The 23,493-nt window shown below is 70.2% G+C and carries 23 protein-coding genes; 17 read left to right on the forward strand and 6 right to left on the reverse strand.

Annotated features, from left to right (window positions below; genetic code table 11):
- The 6 genes from VHU88_18675 to VHU88_18700 all read left to right on the forward strand — a co-directional run.
- The coding region (locus VHU88_18675; GenBank protein HEX3613721.1) for a hypothetical protein at positions 1-288 on the forward strand (288 nt) is incomplete at its 5' end.
- Positions 272-688: a PEP-utilizing enzyme gene (locus VHU88_18680; protein HEX3613722.1), complete on the forward strand. Its 417-nt coding sequence runs from the start codon at positions 272-274 to the stop codon at positions 686-688. The genes VHU88_18675 and VHU88_18680, both read left to right, overlap by 17 nt.
- 50 nt (positions 689-738) lie before the next feature.
- A complete protein-coding gene (locus tag VHU88_18685) occupies positions 739-2,163 on the forward strand; it encodes a hypothetical protein (GenBank protein ID HEX3613723.1) in 1,425 nt (474 codons plus the stop codon).
- Between the two features lie 176 nt (positions 2,164-2,339).
- Positions 2,340-2,918, forward strand: coding sequence for a hypothetical protein (locus VHU88_18690; protein ID HEX3613724.1), 579 nt, complete (start codon positions 2,340-2,342; stop codon positions 2,916-2,918).
- A gap of 7 nt (positions 2,919-2,925) precedes the next feature.
- A complete protein-coding gene (locus VHU88_18695) occupies positions 2,926-5,406 on the forward strand; it encodes a pyruvate, phosphate dikinase (GenBank protein ID HEX3613725.1) in 2,481 nt (826 codons plus the stop codon).
- On the forward strand, positions 5,399-5,713 hold the full coding sequence (locus tag VHU88_18700; protein ID HEX3613726.1) for a BMC domain-containing protein: 315 nt from the start codon (positions 5,399-5,401) through the stop codon (positions 5,711-5,713). Before VHU88_18695 ends, VHU88_18700 begins: the two co-directional genes overlap by 8 nt.
- Positions 5,714-5,795: 82 nt before the next feature.
- On the opposite strand, the gene VHU88_18705 is transcribed toward VHU88_18700, so the two are convergent.
- Positions 5,796-7,937: a molybdopterin-dependent oxidoreductase gene (locus VHU88_18705; GenBank protein ID HEX3613727.1), complete on the reverse strand. Its 2,142-nt coding sequence runs from the start codon at positions 7,935-7,937 to the stop codon at positions 5,796-5,798.
- Between the two features lie 150 nt (positions 7,938-8,087).
- Here VHU88_18705 and VHU88_18710 point away from each other — a divergent pair, with 150 nt between their 5' ends.
- The gene (locus VHU88_18710; GenBank protein ID HEX3613728.1) at positions 8,088-9,038 is read left to right on the forward strand and encodes a helix-turn-helix domain-containing protein; all 951 of its coding nucleotides are present in this window, start codon (positions 8,088-8,090) and stop codon (positions 9,036-9,038) included.
- Here the strand turns inward: VHU88_18710 and VHU88_18715 are convergent, their stop codons facing one another.
- On the reverse strand, positions 9,039-9,386 hold the full coding sequence (locus tag VHU88_18715) for a hypothetical protein (protein ID HEX3613729.1): 348 nt from the start codon (positions 9,384-9,386) through the stop codon (positions 9,039-9,041).
- A 13-nt stretch (positions 9,387-9,399) separates the two neighbouring features.
- Positions 9,400-9,804, reverse strand: coding sequence for a hypothetical protein (locus VHU88_18720; protein HEX3613730.1), 405 nt, complete (start codon positions 9,802-9,804; stop codon positions 9,400-9,402).
- 163 nt (positions 9,805-9,967) lie between these two features.
- Here VHU88_18720 and VHU88_18725 point away from each other — a divergent pair, with 163 nt between their 5' ends.
- Positions 9,968-11,053 carry an S-(hydroxymethyl)mycothiol dehydrogenase gene (locus tag VHU88_18725; protein ID HEX3613731.1) on the forward strand — a complete coding sequence of 362 codons (1,086 nt, stop codon included), beginning with the start codon at positions 9,968-9,970 and terminating at the stop codon, positions 11,051-11,053.
- A gap of 25 nt (positions 11,054-11,078) precedes the next feature.
- The gene (locus VHU88_18730; protein HEX3613732.1) at positions 11,079-11,711 is read left to right on the forward strand and encodes an MBL fold metallo-hydrolase; all 633 of its coding nucleotides are present in this window, start codon (positions 11,079-11,081) and stop codon (positions 11,709-11,711) included.
- 9 nt (positions 11,712-11,720) lie between these two features.
- Here VHU88_18730 and VHU88_18735 read toward each other — a convergent pair whose 3' ends face one another.
- Positions 11,721-13,067, reverse strand: coding sequence for a serine/threonine-protein kinase (locus tag VHU88_18735; GenBank protein HEX3613733.1), 1,347 nt, complete (start codon positions 13,065-13,067; stop codon positions 11,721-11,723).
- A 138-nt stretch (positions 13,068-13,205) separates the two neighbouring features.
- Here VHU88_18735 and VHU88_18740 point away from each other — a divergent pair, with 138 nt between their 5' ends.
- Positions 13,206-14,312, forward strand: coding sequence for a hypothetical protein (locus VHU88_18740; GenBank protein ID HEX3613734.1), 1,107 nt, complete (start codon positions 13,206-13,208; stop codon positions 14,310-14,312).
- Here VHU88_18740 and VHU88_18745 read toward each other — a convergent pair.
- On the reverse strand, positions 14,249-15,781 hold the full coding sequence (locus VHU88_18745; GenBank protein HEX3613735.1) for an NAD(P)/FAD-dependent oxidoreductase: 1,533 nt from the start codon (positions 15,779-15,781) through the stop codon (positions 14,249-14,251). The genes VHU88_18740 and VHU88_18745 overlap by 64 nt on opposite strands.
- An 85-nt stretch (positions 15,782-15,866) precedes the next feature.
- On the opposite strand from VHU88_18745, the gene VHU88_18750 reads away from it, so the two are divergent.
- From VHU88_18750 to VHU88_18760, 3 genes are read left to right on the forward strand one after another with little or no spacing between them, the layout of a single operon-like run.
- The gene (locus tag VHU88_18750) at positions 15,867-16,520 is read left to right on the forward strand and encodes a TetR/AcrR family transcriptional regulator (protein ID HEX3613736.1); all 654 of its coding nucleotides are present in this window, start codon (positions 15,867-15,869) and stop codon (positions 16,518-16,520) included.
- Positions 16,521-16,579: 59 nt separating this feature from the next.
- Positions 16,580-17,080, forward strand: coding sequence for a hypothetical protein (locus VHU88_18755; protein HEX3613737.1), 501 nt, complete (start codon positions 16,580-16,582; stop codon positions 17,078-17,080).
- A gap of 10 nt (positions 17,081-17,090) precedes the next feature.
- The gene (locus VHU88_18760; GenBank protein ID HEX3613738.1) at positions 17,091-18,419 is read left to right on the forward strand and encodes a hypothetical protein; all 1,329 of its coding nucleotides are present in this window, start codon (positions 17,091-17,093) and stop codon (positions 18,417-18,419) included.
- A gap of 8 nt (positions 18,420-18,427) precedes the next feature.
- Here VHU88_18760 and VHU88_18765 read toward each other — a convergent pair whose 3' ends face one another.
- Complete coding sequence (locus VHU88_18765) at positions 18,428-19,006, reverse strand: sigma-70 family RNA polymerase sigma factor (protein ID HEX3613739.1); 579 nt, start codon at positions 19,004-19,006, stop codon at positions 18,428-18,430.
- A 349-nt stretch (positions 19,007-19,355) separates the two neighbouring features.
- Between VHU88_18765 and VHU88_18770 the strand changes: the two genes are divergently transcribed.
- From VHU88_18770 to VHU88_18785, 4 genes are all read left to right on the forward strand, one after another.
- Positions 19,356-20,159, forward strand: coding sequence for a DUF1775 domain-containing protein (locus VHU88_18770; GenBank protein ID HEX3613740.1), 804 nt, complete (start codon positions 19,356-19,358; stop codon positions 20,157-20,159).
- Between the two features lie 166 nt (positions 20,160-20,325).
- Complete coding sequence (locus tag VHU88_18775) at positions 20,326-21,108, forward strand: MoxR family ATPase (protein HEX3613741.1); 783 nt, start codon at positions 20,326-20,328, stop codon at positions 21,106-21,108.
- An 11-nt stretch (positions 21,109-21,119) separates the two neighbouring features.
- Positions 21,120-22,331, forward strand: a complete 1,212-nt coding sequence (locus tag VHU88_18780; protein HEX3613742.1) for a VWA domain-containing protein — start codon at positions 21,120-21,122, stop codon at positions 22,329-22,331.
- Positions 22,324-23,448 carry an XdhC family protein gene (locus tag VHU88_18785; protein HEX3613743.1) on the forward strand — a complete coding sequence of 375 codons (1,125 nt, stop codon included), beginning with the start codon at positions 22,324-22,326 and terminating at the stop codon, positions 23,446-23,448. The genes VHU88_18780 and VHU88_18785 overlap by 8 nt, the downstream gene beginning before the upstream one ends.
- Positions 23,449-23,493: the final 45 nt, after the last annotated feature.

Raw genomic sequence — 23,493 nt, forward strand, 5'->3', positions numbered from 1 at the left:
GTCGCCGTCCTGCTGCCCGACGGGTCCTGCACCCCTGGCGGGTGCCAATGCCTGACCTGTGAGATCCCCGTCGCGACCGGCCTGCGTGACGTCCACGCCGAGATCGCCGCGGCGAGTCGGGTACGCCGGGCCCGGCGGACCACCGTCCCGGCGCCGGCAACCCCACCCGGGTGCGGCTGTGACGGCCCGTCATGCTCGTCCGCAACTGTCCGTCGCGACGACCCGTACCTGTCCTACGCCCTGTCCATCATCGCCGCTGGAGGCAAAGTTAATGACCGTGATCGCTGAGGGCTACAACGCCTTCGAAACCCCGAAAACCGCTACCGGCACCATCAAGTACCTGAAGGACCCGGCCTCGGTGATGGGCCTGATCAAGAGTGGGAAGCTCGCCGAGCACATCCTGCTCGTCCGCGGCGGCACCACCACCTTCCTCGCCCCGGCCCTCACCATGGGCGCCATCGGCGTGATCACGATGTCCGGTGCCCCCGAGTCCCACCTGGGCATCCTCTCCCGCGAGTTCCAGATCCCCTGCGTGATGACCGCGTACCTGACGGGCAGCTCCTCGCGTTACGTCGTGGGCGACCCCGGCGACGCGCACTTCGCCGAGATCGTCGCCGAACTCGAGGGCAAGAACGTCACCCTCGACTGCTCCGACCACGACCTGGGCAGGGTCGTCCTCAACGCCTGACGGCGCGCACGCCCGACTTCCGACACTCACGCAGACACGAGAGAGGTTCCATGAGCGCGACCGGCAACGCGGAGTACCTGAAGCGATGGAACGACGCAGGCGACGAGGGTCTCCGGTTTCAGAACCTGGAGTACATCGGCAACTTCAAGGGCATGCCCGGCGTGCCCGACGGCATCCTCGGCGACCGCATGATGCGTGAGCGCGCCAAGTCCGGGGTCCTGGAGAAGGTCACCAAGGAAGAGGTCCTGAAGGACGAGTTCACGATCGACGAGCTCAACGACCTGAACAACTACCTGGCGTGGAACATCTGGGACGTGCTGGTCATGCGCGCCACCGAGGGTGTCTCGGGCATGATCCCCCGCCAGGAATACGAGATTCTCTCGTTCATGCAGGAGTTCTACCGCTACCCGCAGTTCATGCGGATGATGACGGACAACCTCGGGGCCGAGGGCATCATGAACATCGGCGCCTCCGCTCGCAAGGAGATCGGCACCAAGATCAACTGCGTGCACGACTGGTGTCTGGGCGCGGTCGCGTTCGGCATGGGTCGTTGCGGTCTGCTGGCCCTGGAGGCCATCGGCCCCGACGACTACGTCGAGGAATCGAACATCATTCTGAAGTTCATGCAGCGCGTGTTGTGGGGCAAGCGCCAGGACGGCTACATCCTGAACTCGCAGGACCGCTACCGCTGCCAGATCCACGACCAGTCGATCATCGACCAGGTCATGGGTCAGACAGTGGACTTCGAGGAGGGCTCGGAGGACTTCCGCCGGTTCACCAACTTCAACGCCACCGCCGAACTGCTCGCGTTCTTCGACCACTACGACTGCCGGCTCGGCCTGGGCGACACCGGCCCGTACCCGCTGCCCGACGGCCGCCTGCTGATCATCCGCGACCTCTTCGTCAACGAGGAGGTCTACCACTGGTCCGACGTGTGCGACGAACTGCCGCACTGCTACACCCTCGCGGTGATCGTGGACCCGGACAAGTTCGGGCTGGACGAGATCCGGGTCAACGACATCTCCACCACCTTCACGATCCCGAAGAACTACATCCCCGGGATCACCGGTGGGGCGATCTTCGTGCGGGACAAGTGGGACACCCCGATGGGTGAGGTCTACCCGCTCAAGCTCACCGAGCTGGAGCCGCACCTGGAGAAGATCCGCACCGCCACGGTCAAGATGTACGACAAGACCATCCGCATGCCGCGCCGTGAGCTGCTCACCAACGGCATCTGGTCCTACTACGTCGACATGCTCCTCCCGTACCTTCGCAAGGCCGGGATCTGGGAAGAGGTGAACACTCCCAAGTACGACTACTGGGAGATCGACCAGCGCGTGGCGAACTACTACTACGAGATCACCAAGCGCAACTTCGTCCAGGTCACCGTCCCGCAGAAGATCTTCTCCGGCGAGGGCTACCTGCCGTTCTCGGCCAACGCGGACCTGCGGTCCAGCAAGTACGCCTGGATCTAACCCGAAAACTGGCGCGGGCCGCCCTGTCCCGGGGCGGCCCGCGCGACCCGCCTGCTCGACAGGCGATTGAGGCGAGCGGAGCGAGAGACCGAGCCTGCGAGGCCTCTCGCTCCCGAGCCGATTGAAGCCTGTTGACGAGCGAGGAACGAGCGAGAAACACCCGCGGAGGAGAGCCAATGAACGACGAGGCCTTCGAGGCCCTCAACGCCGTGTACCTGCGCAAGATCGCTTCCGCGGACGTGGTCACCGAATGCACCGGTCTCGAGTCCGGTGCGGCCCGGGAACTGATCGCGGCGGAGATCGAGAACGGCAGTCTCGAGGATCTGGGCGGGCAGTACATGCTCTCCGAGGACGGCACCCGCGCCGTGCTGGAGGGATACGAGGAGCGCTACGCGAGCCTGCGTGAGAACTCCACGGTCGAGGACTGGTACCAGCGCTTCGAGACACTGAATTCCCAGTTCCTGCAGACGATCAGCGCCTGGCAGACCTCCGGCCAGGACGAGGGTGTCCTGGACAAGTTGCTGAAGATCGTCAGCCGGCAGGTTCGCGCGCTCGGTACGATCGCCGAAACGGTGCCGCGCTACACGCGCTACGCCGACCGGTTCGAGCACGCCCTGGAACTTGTCGAGGCAGGAAAGAGCGAGTTCATCACCAGCCCCACCGCGGACTCGATCCACAACATCTGGTTCGAGTTCCATGAGGACATCCTGACCCTGCTGGGGCGCCCGCGCCTCGACGCAGAGTCGGACCACTGACGCATCCATGGAGCGCTGGGTCCACGACGTAGCCCACATCGACCCGAACGACACCGCACGGTTCGGTGGCAAGGGCGCGGGCCTGGCCCGGATGACCGCTCTGCGCCTGCCGGTGCCGCCCGCATTCGTGATCGACACCAACGCGTGCCGATTGTTCGGCCAGACCGGCGGCCGTTTCCCCGACGGCCTCGGCGAACAGGTCAGCGCCGCGATCTCCGGGCTGGAGCGGGCCAGCGGCCGCCCGTTCGGCGGTGGTAGCGGCCAGCCCCTGCTGGTCTCCGTGCGGTCCGGGGCGAAGGTCTCGATGCCCGGGATGATGGACACCGTCCTGAACCTAGGACTGGACCGCAACAACATCGGCCGATTCGCTGCCGCTGTCTCGGCCCCGGTCGCCGCCGACTGCTGGATGCGGTTCTGGGCGATGTACGCCGACATCGTGCTCGACGTCGACCCGGACCTGCTGAAGGTGGCGGTCGCGGCCGAGTGTGCGGACGCGGCGAACGCGCTCAACCCCGAGAGCGCGATGGTGTTCGAGAACGCGGTCCTGAAGTTCCTCGGCAACGAGGGTGTGGTCGTGCCGGCCAACCCGCGCACCCAACTCGACGGCTCCATCGCCGCAGTGTTCCGGTCCTGGAACTCCCGCCGCGCCAAGACCTACCGCGCCCACCACGGCATCCCGGACGACCTCGGCACCGCCGTGGTGGTGCAGGCGATGGTGTTCGGCAACTCCGGCCCGGACTCCGGTAGCGGCGTGGCGTTCACCCGCGATCCGAAGACCGGCGAGGCCAACCTGTACGGCGAGTACTTGCCGCAGGGGCAGGGCGAGGAGGTTGTGGCGGGCACCCGCACGCCGGTCGACCTCGCGCACCCCAACCCGGAATTGGTCGTGCTGCGCACCTCGCTGACGTCCTACGGCAAGTCCCTGGAGCGCGAGTACAGCGACGCGTTGGACATCGAGTTCACCGTCGAGACCGGCAAGCTCTACCTGCTCCAGGTCCGCCCGGCCAAGCGGACGGCGGCGGCGGCGGTGCGGATCGCCACCGAGTTGCTCGCCGAGGGGGCCATCGACGAGGAGACTGCGGTCGACCGCGTCACCGTCGAACAGGTGCGCCGCCTGGTCTCGCCCCAGTTCTCCGCCGCGGCGGTGTCTCGGGCGAGGGTGCTCACCACCGGCATCGGGGCCTCGCCGGGGCATGGCAGCGGCGTCGCGGTGCTCGACGCCGACCGGGCCGCGGCGTTGGCGGCCGAGGGCACCGACGTCGTGCTCGTGCGGCCGACCACCAGCCCGCAGGACCTGCGGGGCATGCTCGCGGCCACCGCGGTGGTCACCGCCCGCGGCGGCGCGACCAGCCATGCCGCGGTGGTCTCCCGCGCATTGGACAAGCCCTGCGTGGTCGGTGCGGCGCAGATCGATGTGCGGCCCGCGGAGATGTTCTTCTCCATCGACGGCGTCGGGTACGCCGAAGGCACCGAACTGTCCGTCGACGGTGGCACCGGGCAGGTGTACGCGGGGATCCTGCCGCGTTCGGTCCCCGACAGCACCGGCGGCGGCCTCGAGCACCTGCTCTCCGTCGCCGACCGGCGTTCCGGTGCCGGGGTCTGGCTGCCGGCCGCGGCGGCCGGCGCGAGCGCCGGCCGAGGGGGAGCCGGGATCGGCCCGGTCGGCCTGACCGATCTGTTGGGCCAGCATCCCGGCGCGGTCGGCCGGACGGTCGCCGCGATCGAGGTCCTGAGCCACGACCCGAACGCGCCCGCGGCCCGGATCGAGGACGTGCTCGTCCCGGACGTCCAGGTGGTCGTGCGCACGGTGCTGGAGAACAGCGGCGGGCTGCCGCTCGACCTGCGGCTGCCGGTGCTCACCTCGCCACGGGCGCGCAGGCTGATCCACGAGTGGGCCAGCCTCGCCCCGCACCTGCTGCTGCCGTTGGGCCCCAAGCGTCTGCTGTCGGCCTGGCTCGACGGCATCGCGACCGCGGTCCGCGACACCGGGCACGGCGCCACGACCGTGCTGCTGGGCGGGGTCACCAACGCCGCCGAGATCGACGCGTTCGCCGAACTGGCGATCGCGGCCGGGCTGCGGTCCGGGGCGGTGCTGGGCAACCCGGCGGCGCTGTTCGAGTCGCGGCTGAAGAGCAGGCCGAACGCGGCGCTCTGGGTCGACCTGCACGAGCTCACCCGGGCAGCGCACGGCTACCCGGAGGAATTGCTGTTCACGATCTCGGAGTTCACCGCCACCGGTGCCCTGGGCGACGCGGCTCCGGGCAGCGTGCTGCACCCGTTGGTGCGCCATCTGCTGGGCGAATTGATCAGCACACGCGGCGGCGCGCGGGTCGGGGTCGACCTGGCCGGGGCCTCCCCGGGCGGCGTGGTCCCCGATCTGTACCGGATGGGTTTCCGTACGTTCACCGCCACCAGCGCGGGCGTCGAGGAGCTACGACTGCTCCTCGGCCAGGCGGCTGGGGCACCCAAGGAGGCCGATCATGGCTGAATTCTTTCCATCCATCCCGGATCTCAAGGGCCGCGCCCTGGGGCTGGTGGAGACCATGGGGCTCGTTGCGGGCACCGAGGCGGCCGACGCCATGGTCAAGGCCGCCAATGTCGAGCTGATCTCCAAGCAGCAGGTGGGCGGCGGGCTCATCTGCATCCTGGTTGCGGGCGACGTCGGGGCGGTCAAGGCCGCGGTCGACGCCGGCGCCGCGGCCGCGACGCGAGTGGGCGCGGTCAAGTCGGCCCACGTCATCCCGCGGCCGCACGCCGACATCCCGGCGATCCTGCTGCGCCCCTCGGTGCGGTAATCCATCCTCTGGCGTGTCCCGCGCCCTTCGGGGCCGCTGAAGGGCGCGGGACACGCCAGAAGATGCAGGAGGTGACGGGGCGTCAGACGGGTTCCACCTCCACCAAAGTGTCCGAGAACGTCGGGGCGTTGCCGAGGTCGGCGAACTCGAACGGGTTCACCGAGTTCACCGTGGCCAAGGCCGTGGACATCTTCCGCCACCCGCCCATGTAGGCACACGCCACGCCGGGCGCGATCTCGTCGCTGATCTTGGCGACCACCACGAACGAGCCGCGCTCGTTGAACACCCTCACCTGCGCACCGTCGTTGATACCGCGGTCCGCGGCGTCCTTCGGGTGCAGGATGACAGCGGGGTCGCCGGCGATGCGCTGCTGCGCGGGCTGGTCACCGTAGCTGGAGTTCAGGTACGAGTGCGCCTTCGGTGAGATCAGGTTCAGTCCGCGCCCGGCCCGCCACGCGGCCTCCCGCGGCGGGATGTAGTGGGGCAGCGGGTCGACCGGCTGACCCGGCTGGTGGTCGGTGGAGCCCTGCCGGAACAGCGGCAGCACGAAGTTGCCACCGGCCGCGATCGAGGCCACGAATTCGGTTTTCCCCGACGGCGTCGGGAAATTGCCCTCCGCGTGCGGGGCGTAGGTGTCCGCGTCCGGCAGGTTCAGGCGAGCCCAGCCGGTCTCCTTCAGCGACTCGACCGTGATGCCTTCCATGGCCGGCGCCGACCAGTCGAAAGCGTTGGCGATCATGTCCTCGTCGCCGCGGGTGAAGTACTCCTCGGTGTATCCCATTGCCCGGCCGAGCCGACGGAACAGCTCGGTGTTCGGGATGGCCTCGCCCAACGGCTCGATGGCCGGCTGATTGAGGCTCACATACAGATGGCCCCAGCTGAACATGATGTCGTGCTGCTCCAGCTGGCTGGTCGCGGGCAACACGAGGTCCGCGTAGTCCGCGGTATCGGTCATGAAGTGCTCGGAGACCACTGTGAACAGGTCCTCGCGCTCGAGGCCCTCGACCATCTTCTCCTGCTCCGGACACACGACGAGCGGGTTGGAGTTGTAGACCATCAGCGCCTTGATCGGCGGGTCCAACCGCGCCTCGCCGTTGAGGTTGCGACCGAGGTTGAACTGGTTCAGCACCCGGGTGCCGGGCTTGATCAGCTCCGCGCCGAGGAACGCCGGCCAGTTCACCGGGAAAGCCCACAGCGGCAATTGCAGGATGCCGCCGCCGACCTTGCGCCAGGCGCCGACCAGCGCGGGCAGCGAGGCCAACGCGCGCACCGTCTGGCCGCCGCCGGCGTGCCGCTCGATCGCGACCCCGATCCGGATCAGCGACGGCTCCGCGGCCGCGTACTCGCGAGCCAGCGTGCGGATGTCCGCGGCGTCCAGACCGGTCTCGGCGGCCGCGAACTCCGGGGTGTACTGCTGCACCCGCTCGCGCAGCTCCTCGAATCCCACGGTGTGATCACGGATGTAGGCATCATCGGTCAGGCCCTCGTTGATGATCACGTGCATCATCGCCAGCGCCAGTGCGCCGTCGGTGCCCGGCCGGATCGGCAGGTGCCAGTCGGCGTGCTTGGCGGTGCGGGTGCGAACCGGGTCGACCACGACGACCTTCGCCCCGCGCCGTTGCGCCTCGGCCACGAACTTCCACAGGTGCAGGTTCGTGCTGATCATGTTGCAGGCCCAGATCAGGATGAACTTGGAGTGCACCAGGCTCTCCGGGTCCACCCCGGCGGTCGCGCCGACCGTCATCGCGTATGCCGTGCAGCAGCCGGAGTCGCAGAACGTCCGCTCGCTGACCGTCGCGCCCATCCTGTTGAAGAACGGGTCGCCCACGTTCAGCCCGTTGAGGATGCCCTGGGTGCCCAAGTAGCTGATCGGCAGCACCGATTCCGCGCCGAACTCCTCGATCGCCGACTTGAACCGGGTGGTGATCTCGCTGATCGCGTCGTCCCAACTGATCCGCTCGAACTGCCCGGAGCCCTTCGGCCCGGTGCGGCGCATCGGGTACAGCACGCGGGCGGGGGAGTAGACGGTCTCGACGAAGTTGTTGACCTTGACGCACAACCCGCCTGCGGTGAACGGATGGTCCGGGTCGCCACGGACCTCGAGCGCGCGGCCGTCCTCGACGGTCACCAGCATCGCGCAGGTGTCCGGGCAGTCGTGCGGACACGCGGCCCGCACGACCTTTGTCGCGGTGTCGGTGCTGGGTACCGGCAGGGTCGCGGTCATCAAGGCTCCCGGGTCAGACGCTTTGTCGTCATGCTGCGGCCATTCGCGGCCGGCGGCCATGACGCACCGCGACGTGCGCTTGACCACGGACGACAGGTAGTCGGGCGCACGCGTATCGTCTGGGCACGCGAACTGGGAGGCGATCGGCCCATGGGCGTGGGCAATGCGATCGAAGCCACCCGGACCGGCCGGGTGGGCGTGTGGCGTGACATCGTGCGCGAGCACTTCGTCACCCTCGACGTCGACACGGCCCGAATCGGCCATTTCGAGGGCGTCGTGGACACCGGCGCGATCGCGCATTTGCGAGTGTCCGAAGTCTCGTCGGTGACGCAAGGCATAAACCGTACCCGGACTTTTGCCCAGCAGGACGGAGTTCGCTATCTGCAGGTCGGGTTGATCACCAGGGGCCGCGGACACGTTGTTCAGGACGGCCGCGAGTGCACGCTGGGGCCCGGCGATTTCACCGTCTACGAGACCGATCGGCCGTTCTTCTGGGGCCTGTCCGGCGACGCCACCGCCCGCTGGAACCTGCTGGTGTTCACCTGGCCGCGGACCGCGGTCGCCTTGACCGAGCAGCAGACCGCGGCACTGACCGCGCACCACCTCTCCGGCCATGACGGGCTGACCGGCCTGGTGTCGCGGATGCTGCGCGACGTCGCGACCAGTCGCCCTGAGCCCACCGAGGGCGGCGCGGTGAAACTCGCCGACCAACTCGCCGACCTGGTGCTGACCGCGGCCGCCGAGGCCTGCCCCACCGGGCTGTCCGCGACCGAGTCGGACCTGCTGGCCCGCATCGAGCAGTACCTGCTGGCCAACCTCGGGGATCCGACGCTGTCCCCGGACAGCATCGCCGCGGCGCACTTCATCTCCACCCGACACCTGCAGCGGTTGTTCGCCGCGCGCGGCCGGACCGTCTCGCAGTCCCTGCGCGAGGCCCGACTGGAGGCCTGCCGGCGCGACCTGCTCGCCGCCGGCCCGGCCGGCTCGATCGCCGGGATCTGCCGCCGCCACGGGTTCACCGACGCGGCGGTGTTCAGCCGGGCGTTCCGGGCTGCCTACGGAACGAGCCCGAGCGGGTACCGGGCGCTCATCGCCCGCTAGCTAGTCGCTGATGCCTGGGGGCTGCTGCCAGACCGGGCCGACCGGTACTGCGAACAGCCGGATGTTGCGAGCGCTGGTCACTCGGATGCCATGCTCGGCACGGCGTTCGTGCAGCTTGTCGAGCATCGGGTCGGCTCGGTGGATGGCGTCGAGGGTTTCCCAGTAGGTGACCGCGGACATCTCGCCGGAGACCGGGTTGTGGCCCCAGTAGCCGAGTCGGAAACCGGGCTGCTTCTCCAGCAGGGCCAGGGTGTCGCTGGTGCTCGAGCGCAGGTACTTCGCGGCCGCCTCCGGCTCCGCGCCGGGGGCCGCGTGGTAGACCACCACTCGCATCCAGGTCTCGGTCATCGCTCGCTCCCCCTCAACGTCGCCAGCGCGCGAAGCGTCGGGGGTAGAGCTGCATGTAGTCCTGGCGCTCGGCGAAGACCCGCGGTTCGTCGTCGTCGAACCACATCGACACCGCGGGCACCGCGAACAGGCCGACGTTGTGGACCTCGAGCACCGCGATCCCGTCGGCGACGGACTCCCGCTGCGCCCGGACCCGGGCCAGTGCCGGCTCGGCAGCCTCGATGGCGGCCAGGCTGCTCCAGTGGGTGATGGCCGAGACGGTGTTCTCCTCCGGCGACTCGCCCCAGTAGGCGCCGCCGAAACCGGGCTGGTCCTCCAGGATGCGGACGACCGACTCGGAGCCGGCCCGAAGGCCCTCGAGAGCCTGCTCGGTGTCGGTCTCCGGCAGGGAATACGTGACGACGCGCAACCAGCTCACGACACCTCCCCACACCCGTTCGGGGGGCCATCGTAAAACGGCCGGCTACTACCGGCGGCGAACCTGACAAAGCGTCAGATTCCGTGGCGTCCGGGGGCGGTATTCGGGCGAGGAGCAGCGGGCAGAATGTGACCGACCCCGACCCGAGCGGAGGAGACAGTCGATGGCCCACGAGGTGCAAGGCGTGGTCGCGCTGAAGAAGGGTGCGCCGGTCAGCGTCGAGACGGTCCTGGTCCCGGATCCGGGTCCCGGTGAGGCCTTGGTCGCGGTCGCGGCGTGCGGGGTCTGCCACACGGACCTGCACTACCGCGAGGGTGGGATCAACGACGAGTTCCCGTTCCTGCTCGGTCACGAGGCGGCCGGGACGGTGGAGGCGGTCGGGCCGGACGTCACCGGGGTCGCCCCGGGCGACTACGTGATCCTGAACTGGCGCGCGGTCTGCGGGCAGTGCCGCTCCTGCGCGCGAGGCCGGCCCTGGTACTGCTTCGCCACCCACAACGCCAAGCAGAAGATGACGTTGGCCGATGGCACCCCGCTGTCCCCGGCGCTGGGCATCGGCGCGTTCGCGAGCAAGACGCTGGTCGCCGCCGGTCAGTGCACCAAGGTCGACCCGACCGCCCCGGCCACGGCCGCCGGCCTGCTCGGGTGCGGCGTCATGGCCGGCCTCGGCGCGGCGATGAACACCGGCAACGTCGGGCGTGGCGACACCGTCGCGGTCATCGGCTGCGGCGGTGTGGGCTGCGCCGCGGTCGCCGGCGCCCGGTTGGCCGGGGCCCGCACGATCGTGGCCGTCGACCTCGACAAGCGGAAGCTGGCCCACGCCGGCGCGCTCGGCGCCACCCACCTGGTCGAGGCCCGCGACACCGACGTCGTCGCGGCGATCCGCGAGGCCACCGGCGGGCACGGCGCCGACGTCGTCATCGACGCGGTCGGCCGCCCGGAGACCTACGAGCAGGCGTTCTACGCCCGCGACCTGGCCGGGACCGTGGTGCTGGTCGGCGTGCCCACTCCCGACATGAAGATCGAACTGCCGCTGATCGAGATCTTCGGTCGCGGCGGGTCGTTGAAGTCGTCCTGGTACGGCGACTGCCTGCCCAGCCGCGACTTCCCGATGCTCATCGACCTGTATCAGCAGGGGCGCCTCGATCTCGACGCCTTCGTCTCCGAGACCATCGGGCTCGGCGACGTCGAGAAGGCGTTCGAGCGGATGCACGGCGGGGATGTGCTGCGGTCGGTCGTGGTCTTCTGAGCGGGTGCGAGTGGGGGAGTAGGCGATGACCGGGGTCCGCATCGAACGGGTCGTCACGTCCGGGACATTCAGCCTGGACGGCGGTACCTGGCCGGTGGAGAACAACGTCTGGCTGGTCGGGGACGAGCACGAGGTCGTGGTGATCGACGCCGCACATGATGCGGACGCGATCGAACAGGCGATCGGCGGCCGGTTGGTCAGCGCGATCCTGTGCACCCACGCCCACAACGACCACGTCAACGCGGCGCCCGACCTGGCCGCCCGCACCGGCGGCAAGATCTGGTTGCACCCGGCCGACCTGGAGCTGTGGCGGCTGACCCACCCGCACTGGAGCCCGGACCGCAACCTCGTCGACGGCGCGACGGTCCCGGTGGCCGGCCTGGAACTGCAGGTCCTGCACACCCCGGGCCACGCCCCGGGCGCGGTGTGCTTCCACGCCCCGGAACTCGGCGTGCTGTTCTCCGGCGACACCCTGTTCGCCGGCGGGCCGGGCGCGACCGGCCGTTCGTTCAGCAACTTCGACACGATCATCGACTCGATCCGCGAGCGACTCCTGACCCTGCCGCCGGCCACCGCCGTCCACACCGGACACGGCGAGGCCACGACCATCGGCGCCGAGGCGCCGCACCTGCAGGAGTGGATCACCCGGGGCCGCTGAGGCCCCCGGTCAGGGGTGGGCCGGCGCCGGGGTGCCCGGCAGCGGGGATGGGCTCGGCGGCGGGTTCGTCGCGGGCGCCGGCGTGGTGCACGGCAGCAGCAGGGTGCACTTCGGCGGCGCGGCGGTGTTCGTCGGTGCCGCGGTCGAGGTCTGGGACGGCAGCGGCAGCAGCGGCGGCGGCGTCATCGGGGGCTTGGCCGTCTCGCTGGAGTCGGCCGTGGGCTTCGCGGACTGCAGCGGCGCGATCACCGCGGTCGGCGACTGGCTGGGCACCGGCAAGGTCGGCGGTGGAGAGTTGCCGGTGCTGCGGGTGAGCGCCCAGCCGGCGACCGCCAGTGCCAGCACGGTGATCACCGACAGCGCGATCATCACGCCGCGGCTCGTGCCCCGGCGGTTGGCGTGCGAGGGCGGGGGCGGTGGCGGTGGCAGGGTCGCGGTGGTGCTCGACAGGTCCGCCCGACTGTTGGTGCCGTCGGTGGCCGGGCCGATGCCACCGAAGGTGCGAACCGGCATCGGAACCGGGCCGGGCCCGGATCGGGCCTGCTTGCCGCCGGCCAGTCGGCGGGCCACCTCGGCGGCGTTGGTCGGGCGGTCCTCCGGCGCCTTGGCCAGCAGGTCGAGGACGAGGGAGTCCAGGTCGGCCGGGACGTCCGGCCGCCGGGCCGAGGGCCGCTCCGGGGCCTCGGACAGGTGCCGGCCGAGGGTCTCCACCGGTGCGTCATCGGCGAACGGCGGACGGCCGGTGAGCAACGTCGTCAGCAGGCAGCCGAAGCCGTAGAGGTCGGAACGGATCGTCGCCCGCCCGCCGGTCGCCTGCTCCGGGGCCAGGTAGGCGGCGCTGCCGATGATCGCGCCGTACTCGGTCAGCGTGGCCTCGAACGTCGAGCCCAGCGCGATCCCGAAGTCGACCAGGCGGACCGCGCCGGTCGTGTCGAGCACCAGATTGGCGGGCTTGACGTCGCGGTGCACGACGGCTGCGTCGTGCACGGCCTGCAGCGCGGACGCGGCCTGGGCCCCGTAGCGGCGCACCGCCTCGATCGGCAGCGGGCCGCTCTCCCGCAGCATCTCGGCCAGCGACGGGCCGGGCAGCAGTTCCATCACCAGGTACGGGCGGCCGCTGTCGACGCCGTAGTCGTAGACGGTCACGACTCCGGGGTGGCGCAGCGAGGCCAAGGTCCGGGCCTCGCGGGAGAACCGCTCGGCGCTGGCCGCGTCCTCCATCTGCCGGAGAACCTTGATCGCGCAGTACCGGTTCAGGCGCTCGTCGTAGGCCCGCCAGACCTCGCCCATGCCGCCACGCCCGAGGGTCTCGGTCAACCGATACCGGTCGGCGAATCTCGTTGGACGCTCGGGCACGACACGCATTCTTCTCACTCGCCTCGGGCGGTACCGCGCCAGGTCCCGGCGCGTCGGAAACCGTGGCCCCGCGAGGAAAGATCTTGTGACTCCAGATGTAGAATCACACTGGTGTGACTAGGGGGAGGACCGCCGGGAATGGTCAGTTCGCAGTTCGGATGGCGGTGCGCGCGCCCGACAGCGGTTCTGGTGCTGGCCGCGGCCCCGATTGGCTCCGGCGTGCCGGCGTTCGCCGCGGGCACGACGACGGGTGACGTCCCGCAGATCGTCGCGGTTACGACCGCGCCGCTGGCAGTGGTGCTGAGCGGGCCGAAGAAGCATCACTCTGCGCTGATGATCCGGATGCGGGTCACCGATCCGACCGGCGTCGACAGCGTGTTCGCCGGCGTCTACGGGCCGTCGGCGAAGAACGGGCGGGCCTTCCGGCTCAAGCACGTGTCCGGGTCGAACCGCGACGGGATGTGGCAGGTCAAGGGCTCGATCCCGGCCGACGGGGAGCCGGGTTCCTGGCGCATCCAGGCGTTCGCCGTGGACACCGCGCAGCGCAGCTCGGATGCCGACGACGTCTACGGCAACTTCGCGGTGCGCCAGGCCAGCCGCTTCGAGCACTTCGCCGTCGAGGCGCCCAAGAGCTCCGGCGAGCCCGCCACCCCCGACCCCAACCCGCGCACCGTCGACCTGCGCGCCACGCTGCAGCGCTGGACCGGCACCACCTGGGCCGCCGTTCCCACGGCCCCGGTCGTCGTGCAGTTCCGGGCGGTGGGGACCACTGCGTTCACGGCGGTCGAGACCGTGAAGTCCGACGGCGACGGGGTCGTCGCGGCCAGCGAGCACAGCTCGTCGCCCGGCGGTGCCTGGCGACTGAGCTACGCCGGCGACACGACCACCGCGGCCGGCGACTCAACTGACGGCGCCCTCGCGCCGCCGCCCGCCCCGGCCACGCCCGCGCCCAGCGCGGCGCCCACCGTGGCGCCGAGCACGGCGCCCACCGCCGGGCCCGGGCCCACCGATGCGCCTCGTGCGGTCCCGTCGGGTGCGCCGCAGCGGTCCCGTCCGACGCCTACGGCTGAGCCGACGCCGGTGGTGTCCGCCGCTCCACCCGCACCGACGACCCGACCGGTCCCGACCGCCAGTCCGGCGGTCAGGCCGACGTCGCGGCCCTACCCGACCCGCCCGAGCGGTCAGCCCACGGCGAGCGGGGCGGGGGCGCCGACGGTTACCTCCGACCGGGTCCGCAACAAGTAGTCGGCCGGGTCGAACCGGCGGGTACTGGACCGGAAGCGGAAGGTCAGGTCCGGCCACAGCACGGTGTTGCGACCGGCCGCGTCGAGGTACCAACTGCCGCAGCCGGACTTCCAGACGCTGCGTTCGCTGCGTCGGGCGAGATCGGCATTCCACTGCGCGTCCACCTCGGGCCGCACCTCGATCTCGGCCAACTGATGCTGCCTCAGATGCTCCAGGATCCGCAGCACCAGGTCGATCTGGCACTCGATCATGTACACGGCCGAGGTGTGCCCGATGCCGGTGTTCGGGCCCAGCAGCAGGAACAGGTTCGGGAAGTCGGGCACGGTGGTGCCCAGGTAGGCGTGCATCCCGTCGTGCGCCCAGACCTGCTCCAGGCTGCGCCCGTCGCGCCCGTGGATGCGGGCGAATCCGGGGTTGTCGGTGACCCGGAATCCGGTGCCCAGAATCAGGGTGTCGGCCGGGTGCAGGACGCCGTCGCAGGTGCGGATGCCGTCGGGTTCGACGCTTTCGATGCCGGCGGTCACCACGTCGACCTGCGGCAGTGCCACCGCCGGGTAGTAGTCGTTGGAGACCAGGATCCGCTTGCAGCCGATGCTGTAGTGCGGCGTCAACTTCGCGCGCAGTTCGGGGTCCTCGACCGCCTTGTGCATGTGGCGCAGCGCGATCCGTTCGGCCGGCGCCAGCATTCGCGGGTGCAGCACGAAGCCCAGTGCCCGGCTCTCCAACAGGCCGTAGACCCCGGCGCGGGCCAACCGGTGGGCGAGGGGCACGTGGCGGTACAGCGCCCGCTCGAGGCTGCGCACGGCGCGGTCGGGTCGCGGCACGATCCACGGCGGGGTGCGCTGGAACAGGCTCAACTTCGCGGCCGCGGCGGCCACCTGCGGGACGAACTGGATCGCCGAGGCGCCGGTGCCGATCACCGCGACCTGACGATCCGTCAGGTCATGGTCGTGGTTCCAGCGGGCGGAGTGGAACACCGTCCCGGCGAAGGAGTCCAGGCCCGGGATGTCCGGGCGCGCGGGCTCGACCAGGGCGCCGGTGCCGAGCACCAGGAAGTTCGCGGTCAGGCTGCCGCGGCTGGTCTCGATGCGCCACCGGCCTGCCGCGGCGTCCCACGAGGCGTCGGTCAGTTCGGTGTTGAAGCGCAGGTGCGGCAGCACGCCCTCCTCCCGCGCGCAGGTACGCAGGTACTCGAGGATCTCGGCCTGCGGGGAGTAGGTGCGGCTCCAGTCCGGGTTCAGCCGGAACGAGAACGAGTACAGCCGCGACGGGACGTCGCAGGCCGCGCCCGGATAGGTGTTGTCGCGCCAGGTGCCGCCGACGTCGTCGGCGCGCTCGAGCACGACGAAGTCACGGCGCCCGGCGCGAGCCAGCCGGATCGCCGTGCCCAGGCCGGAGAAGCCCGTCCCCACGATGGCGATCCCGACGTGCCCGGGCAGTCCCGGGTCGGACAACGGCGATTCGTGCATGGCCCACCTCCTGAACTTACTATGAGTAAGTTATCATGAGTAAGATACCTCGGGAAGACCCCGAACCGGGAGGGTGGCGAGCGACTTGTCGACGGACACCGACGTCGAAGCAGGTGGTGCGCGGCGCCGTATGCCGCGCGCCCAGCGGGAGGCGCTGATGCTCGACGTCGCCGAGACACTCTTCGGCGAGCTCGGCTACCGGGCCGTCTCCATGGACGAGATCGCCGCCCGCGTCGGCGTCTCCAAGCCGATGCTCTACCACTACTACGGCAGCAAGGACGGGCTGTTCGTCGCCTGCCTGCGCCGGGCGCGGGCCGGGATGCGCGACGCGATCCTGGCCGGCGCGATGTCCTCGGAGGTGCGCGAGGAGCGGCTGTACGGGGCGTTGGTCTCGTGGTTCCGGTTCGTCGACGAGCACAGCACGCTCTGGAAGATCATCACCGACTCGGAGTTGGAGTTCCGGGAGGCCGCCGAGGAGATCGAGGCGATCCGCGACGAGCAGACCGGGCTGATCGCGGGTCTGATGGCGGCCACCGCCACGCCCGCGCATCTGGCCGACCCGGTGGAGCTGCAGGTCGTAGCCGCCGCGATCAGCGGGGTGGGGGAGCGGGTCGCGCACTGGCGGGCCGGGCACCCGGAAGTCACCCCGGAACGCGCCGCCCGCCACCTGATGCAGCTGCTCTGGCTGGGCCTGGAACGCATGGGCGAGGGTGCCCAGTGGGAACGCTCCGGGGCCTAGGTCCGCAGGGGTGGTGGGCTAGCCTCCGGGCAAGTTTGTTCGTCCGGAAGGGGCCCCTCGTGCTGCTGCGTTCACGGATCCGCGTGCTGGCCGTGGCGGCGGCGAGTGTGCTCGTCCTCGCGGGCTGCGGGGGCAGCGACAGCAGTTCCTCGAGCACGACGACCCAAGGTGGCTCCGCCGCGTCGGCGGCCCCCAGCGACGCCACGATGGGCGGGATGGCGGGCATGCCCGGCAGTAGTACGGGCATCATGCCGTCGGCGACGGCCACGCCGGCCGGCACCGTCGTCCACATCGACCTGGTGAACGGCAAGCCCAAGGCCCGCCCGGTCGCGATCCTGAAGGTCAAGCAGGGCTCGACGATCACGATCATCGCTACGGCCGACAAGGACTACACAGGCACGACGCCCTACGAGATCCACGTCCACGGCTTCGACTACAAGCTGGATCTGACGCCCGGTCAGACGGTGACCAAGACCTTCACCGCCGATCAGCCGAAGGGCTCCTACGAGGTCGAGGTCGAGAACACCTCCTACCTGCTGTTCCACCTCGAGATCGACTGAGCGACCCGCGATGGCGCTGCCCGCCCGACTGCTGCCCGCGCACGGCGTCAGCTCCCGACAGGACCTCCCGCTCCCGTTCAGCTATGCGCTGATCGGCGCGGTCATCGCGCTGGTCATCTCGTTCCTGGCGTTGGCGGTCCTCTGGCGGACGTCGAAGTTCACCGGTTCGGCCTCCGGTCGGGAGCTCCCGGCCGGGCTGTCGGATTTCCTGGACTCCACCGAGTGCCGCTGGGGCTTGCGCGGGGTCGGCCTCCTGCTGGTCGGGTTCACCACGTTCGCCGCGCTCTTCGGACCCGACGTGGCCACGAACCCGACCGCCGGCCTGATCTACGTCATCTTCTGGGTCGGCCTGATCCCCGGCTCGCTGCTGTTCGGGCCGATCTGGAAGCTGCTCAACCCACTGCGGACGATTCACGCCCTGCTGGTCCGGGTGCTCCGACTAGATCCGGATCCCCAACTACGCCTGCCCGCCTGGGTCGGCTACTGGCCCGGGGCGCTCGGACTGTTCTCGTTCGTCTGGCTGGAGTTGTGCGCGCCGCACCGCGACTCGATGTCGACGCTGCGCAGCTACTTCGCGATCTACGCCGCGCTGAACCTGCTCGGCGCGATGGCGTTCGGCGCGGTGTGGTTCGACAAGTGCGACGGCTTCGAGGCGTTCTCCTCGACGATGGGCCGGCTGTCGGTGCTCGGCCGCCGCTCCGACGGCAGACTGGTGCTGCGCAACCCGCTGGAGAACCTGGACACGGTCCCGATGGCGCCGGGACTGGTGGCGCTGCTCGGGGTCATGCTCGGCTCGACCGCGTTCGACACGTTCTCCTCGTCGGCCTGGTGGGCGAACTACAGCTACGACTCCTCGCTGTCCCCGACCCAACTGGCCTCGTTCGCGTTGATCATCTCGATCGCCCTGGTCGTGACGGCGTTCGTGCTGGCCTCGTGCGCGTCCGGGCTCCTGTCCGGTCGCCGACCGCTGGGCACCGCGACCGAGTTCGCCCACTCACTGGTGCCCATCGCGGTGGGCTATCTGATCGCGCACTACCTCTCGCTGCTGGTGTTCGCCGGGCAGCAGACGCTGATCCGCGCCTCCGACCCGCTGGTGAACGGGTCGAACTGGTTCGGCACGGCGCATCTGGAGGTCAACTACTCGGTGCTGACGGTGACCTCGATCGCGACCATCCAGGTGATCTCGATCGTCACCGGCCACGTCCTCGGGGTGTTCGCCGCGCACGACCGCTCGGTGCGGCTGTTCCCGCGCACGAAGGCCGTGGCCGGGCAGCTTCCGATCATGGTGCTGATGGTCGGCTACACGATCGGCGGCCTGTCCCTGCTGTTCCAGGGTTGAGCCGCCGGTCAGCGCGGGCGGCGCAGCCGCAGCCGGCGGCCATCGGAGTGCTCCAGCGGGTCGGCCAGGTCGGCGACCAGTTGCTCGCGGGCCCGGGCCATGCGGGACCGGATCGTGCCGATCGGTACGCCGCAGGACTGCGCGGCCTCGGCGTAGGACAGCCCGTGGAGCTGGGTCAGCACGAAAGCGTCGCGCTTGTCCGGGTCGAGCGCGGCGATCAGCATCCGGACGGAGACCTCCTCGGCGCTGTCGCCGTCGGCCCGCAGGCGTTCGCGCAGGCCGTCCGCGCCGTCGAGCGCGGCCACCACGTTGGGCCGCCGACCCTGCTTGCGGAAATGGTCGGCCACGACCCGGCGGGCGATCGACAGCAGCCAGATCCGGCCGGCGGTCTCGCCGCGGAAGGTGCGCAGTCCCCGCAGGGCGCGCAGGTAGGTCTCCTGGGTCAGGTCATCGGCGTTGCCCCGGTCGACCAGGTAGGCCACGTAACGCCAGACGTCGCCCTGGGTGGCTCGGACGAACTCAGCAGCTGCGACCTGATCGCCTCGGCCGGCGGCAAGCGCCAGCTCGGTGACGGCGTCGGTGTCCATGGCGGTCCCGTTTCGTCGGGGCGCGTCCGAAATCCGGGGCGGCGCGCCAACCTCTCCGCCGCTGGAGGCGTCGGACGTAACGGGCCGCGCGGCCAGCAGTGGTGCGTGGCAAAGCCGGGGCGGTTCCCGATTGTACGGGTCGGAGCGGGATTGTTCACCGAAAGGTCCTGGTCAGTGAGGTAAGACACGGACCGCCTGCCGCTTGGTGTGAGGCTTGCTCACAATGGGGCAATCCGGGCCAAATCGCGGTGGTTACCAAGATCGACCGGCGGCCACGATTGAACTGTTGACGCGGCGGGCGAGGGGCGCCCGGTGAGGACAGGTCCGCGCCCGGTGGGGACAGGTCCGGATGACGCGAGCGACGAACCGGCACAGGCGCGGGCCTGGGGTGGCCGGGCTCGGGCTGGCGCTGAGCCTGACCACAGCCGGCCCGGCGTTCGCGGACGTCGGCGTCGCCCCGTCGAGTGAACCGGCCGGTGGCAGCGGCGAGCTCACGTTCCGCGTCACCGACGACATCCCTGACGCCGGCACCACGAGCTTCGAGCTGGACCTGCCCGCCGATCACCCATTGCTCGGAGTGGTGCCCACCGCCAAGTTCGGCTGGGCTCTGGCGATCGAGCGCTCACCGGTGCCCGGGCCGACCGCCGGCCGGGTCACCCGGATCATCTGGAGCGCCCGCAGCACGACCACGGCCATTCAGCCGGGCCGCTACGGCACGTTCTCGATCAGCGTCCGGGAGTTTCCGATCGACGCCGCCCGAGTCCGCATCTCGGCGCTGCAGACCTGGAGCAACGGCGCGGTCGTCCAGTGGATCGACCCACTGGTTCCCGGCGGGCCGACGCCGCTGCACCCGGCACCGGAGATCACCCTGACCGCCGGCGGGTCGACCAGTCGCCCGGCGATCGAGTCGACCGGACCGACCGGGGCCGCGACCGCCTCGCAGACGCCGAGCGTTTCGGCTACCCCGGCCTCCACCGCCGCCTCCCCCGTGCCCGTCGCGATGCCTGGCCGGTCCGGGCCGAGCAGTCGGTTGGTCGACACCGCGATCGGCCTGTCCCTCGGGGCGGTCGGGCTCGCGCTCATCGCGATCGCGATGGCCGGTGCCGCACTGGCCCGGAAGCGATCCGACGGCCGCCCGCCGATATCGACCTGACGCCGTGTCAGTCGCAAACCGATAGGTAGCCTGGGTCCTTATGGCGCAGGAAAACGAAGTCGGGAGAACCGATCCAGATTCCGTACAAGAACTCATTGGCAAACTGGAATCGGTTGGATACCTAGCGGATGCTGGCCTCGCCACTGCGACGTACCTGGCAATTCGGATGGGCCGCCCATTGTTTCTCGAGGGTGAGGCCGGGGTCGGAAAGACCGCATTGGCGCACGCGCTCTCCGTTCTCACCTCCGCGCCGTTGATCCGGCTGCAGTGCTACGAAGGCATCGACGCCGCCCAGGCCCTTTACGACTGGGACTTCCCGCGCCAACTGCTGCACCTGCGGGCGTCCGAGGCTGCCGGAGTGACCGACGCGGCCCGGCTGGAGGGCGAGCTCTACGATCGGCGGTTCCTGCTGGCCCGACCCTTGCTGCAGGCGATCGAGACCAGTCCTTCGGTGTTGCTGATCGACGAGATCGACCGGGCCGACGACGAGTTCGAGGCCTTCCTGCTCGAGGTGCTGTCCGACTTCACGATCTCGATACCGGAACTCGGTACGATCTCGGCCGGCACCCCGCCGATCGTGATCGTCACCTCCAACCGGACCCGCGAGGTCCACGACGCCCTCAAGCGCCGCTGCCTCTACCACTGGCTGGAGCACCCCACCTACGAGCGCGAGGTGGCGATCATCCGCAGCCGTCTGCCCGAGGTCAGTGAGCGACTGGCCACCGAGGTCGCCGCCGCGGTGGCGATGCTGCGGCTGCGCGACCTGCTCAAGCCGCCGGGCGTCGCCGAGACCCTGGACTGGACCCGGGCCCTGATGGTGCTCGGCGCCCGGACCCTCGACGTCGACGTGGCCGCGCGCACGCTGGGCGCGGTCCTGAAGTACCGCGAGGACAACGACCGCGTCACGGCCGAGGGCCTGCAGGTCCTCGTCGGGCCGCACAGCGGCTGACGCGTCGTCAGATGAGTCGCACGATCAATCCGGAGGAACACGATCTCATCGAGACCGTGGTCGGTTTCGCGCGCACGCTGCGGGCGACCGGCGTGCCGGCGAGCACGGACCGAATCCAGGCGATGCTCGTCGCGCTGCGCGAACTGGACGTGCTCACCGGCGCCGACGCCTACTGGGCCGGACGTCTGACGTTGTGCTCGAGCCCAGACGACGTCGCCCGCTACGACATCGCTTTCGCCGCATACTTCCGCGACGAACGGCCGCGAGCGGGGAACTCGGCATCGGCATCGGCGTCGATGCGGCTGGTCGGCATGCAACTGGCTGCCGACCAGAGGATCGGCGCGGGCGAGCAACTGGCCGTCAACCCGATGGCCAGCCGGGCCAGTGATCAGGAACTGCTGCGCCAGAAGGATTTCGCGGCGTTGACCCCCGACGAGCGCGACGAGGTACGCCGACTGCTGGCTCGCCTGCACCCGGTCGGGTCGACCCGTCGCTCGCTGCGGCTGCGGCCCGCGAACCGCGGCGCGCTGGACGCGCGGCGCACCGTGCGCGGGATGCTGCGGCACGGCGGGGAGTGCGACGAGTTGCTGATGCGGCGTCACTCCCGCCGCCCGCGGCGGATCGTGCTACTGATCGACGTCTCCGGGTCGATGGAGCCCTACGCGGACGCGCACCTGAGGTTCGCCCATGTGGTGCGCCGCCGGCGGCCGGCCGTCGAGGTTTTCACGATCGGCACGCGACTGACTCGGGTCACCCGGGCGATGGAGGCGCGCGACCCGGACATGGCGATGCACGAGGTCGCCGCGGCCGTCCCGGACTGGTCCGGCGGGACCCGACTGGGCGAACTGCTCAAGGCTTTCCTGGACCGCTGGGGCCAACGCGGGACTGCGCGGGGCGCGGTTGTGGTTATCGCCAGCGATGGTTGGGAACGCGGCGACGCGACGCTGCTCGGCGCTCAGGCGTTGCGCTTGCGGCGGTTGGCGCACAAAGTGATCTGGGTAAGCCCGCACGCCGGGCGCGACGGCTTCGCGCCGGTCACCGCCGGGCTGCGAGCGGTGCTGCCGCACGTCGACGCACTGGTCGCCGGGCACAGCGTCGCCGCGTTCGCCGAACTGGTCCAACTGCTCGAAGGCGATGACGTACCGGCCGCCGGCCGGCGCGACCGGTGGCCCGCCACCCGACCTCCGTCGGGCGCGGTTGAGGAGGACGTGATAAATGCGTGACGTTCTCGACGAGATCCGCGGCTGGTACGCGTCCGGGCGGACGTTCGGCCTGGCGACTGTGGTCGGCACCTCGCGCAGCGCGCCCCGGCAGCCCGGTGCGGCGATGGGGGTCTCGGCCGACGGCGAGGCCGTGGGCAGCGTGTCCGGCGGATGCGTCGAGGGCGCGGTCTACGAGCTGGCCACCGAGGTCATGGCTTCCGGCGAACCCGTCTTCCAGACCTACGGGTTCTCCGACGACGACGCGTTCGCCGTCGGCCTGACCTGCGGCGGCATCATCGACATGTTCGTCGAGCCGGTCTCGGCAGCGACGTTCCCGGAATTCACCGACGTGGTCGCCTCGATCGACGCGGGCGAGCCGGTCGCCCTGGCCACGATCGTGTCCGGGGCCGGGCAGGTCGGATCGCACCTGCTGATCTGGCCTGATCGCCGAGCCGGAACGTTGGGCAGTCCGCGGCTGGACGACGCCGTGACCGACGACGGTCGCGGGCAACTGAACCAGGGCCACACCGGGCTGCTGCACTACGGCCCGGACGGGGAACGCCGCGGCGACGCGTTGACGGTGTTCATCCAGTCGTTCGCACCGGCCCCGCGAATGCTGGTGTTCGGCGCGATCGACTTCGCCGCGGCGGTTGCGCGGGCCGGCAAGTTCCTCGGCTACCGGGTGACCGTCTGCGACGCTCGACCTGTCTTCGCCACCGCGAAACGATTCCCGGAGGCCGACGAGGTCATCGTGGAATGGCCGCACCGGTACCTGGAGTCGCAGTTGGTCGTCGACCACGCCGTGGACGGCCGGACGGTGATCTGCGTGCTCACCCACGATCCCAAGTTCGATATACCGGTGCTGAAACTGGCGCTGGCTACCGATGCCGCCTACATCGGCGCGATGGGTTCGCGGCGCACCCACGAGGACCGGTTGGCCCGCCTGCGCGACGAGGGCGTCCCCGAGGAGCAACTGGCCCGGCTGTACTCGCCGATCGGTCTCGATCTCGGTGCGCGAACCCCGGAGGAGACGGCGATCTCGATCGCCGCGGAAATCATCGGGACGCGCTGGGGTGGCACGGGTCGCATGCTACGGACCACAGGCGGCGCAATTCATAGGGAAACAGTGCACGACTAGGCCGCAATTGCCAGGCTGTTTTCCGGTCGTCCGAACTCCGCTGTT

The organism is Sporichthyaceae bacterium (assembly GCA_036269075.1).
Taxonomy (GTDB): domain Bacteria; phylum Actinomycetota; class Actinomycetes; order Sporichthyales; family Sporichthyaceae; genus DASQPJ01.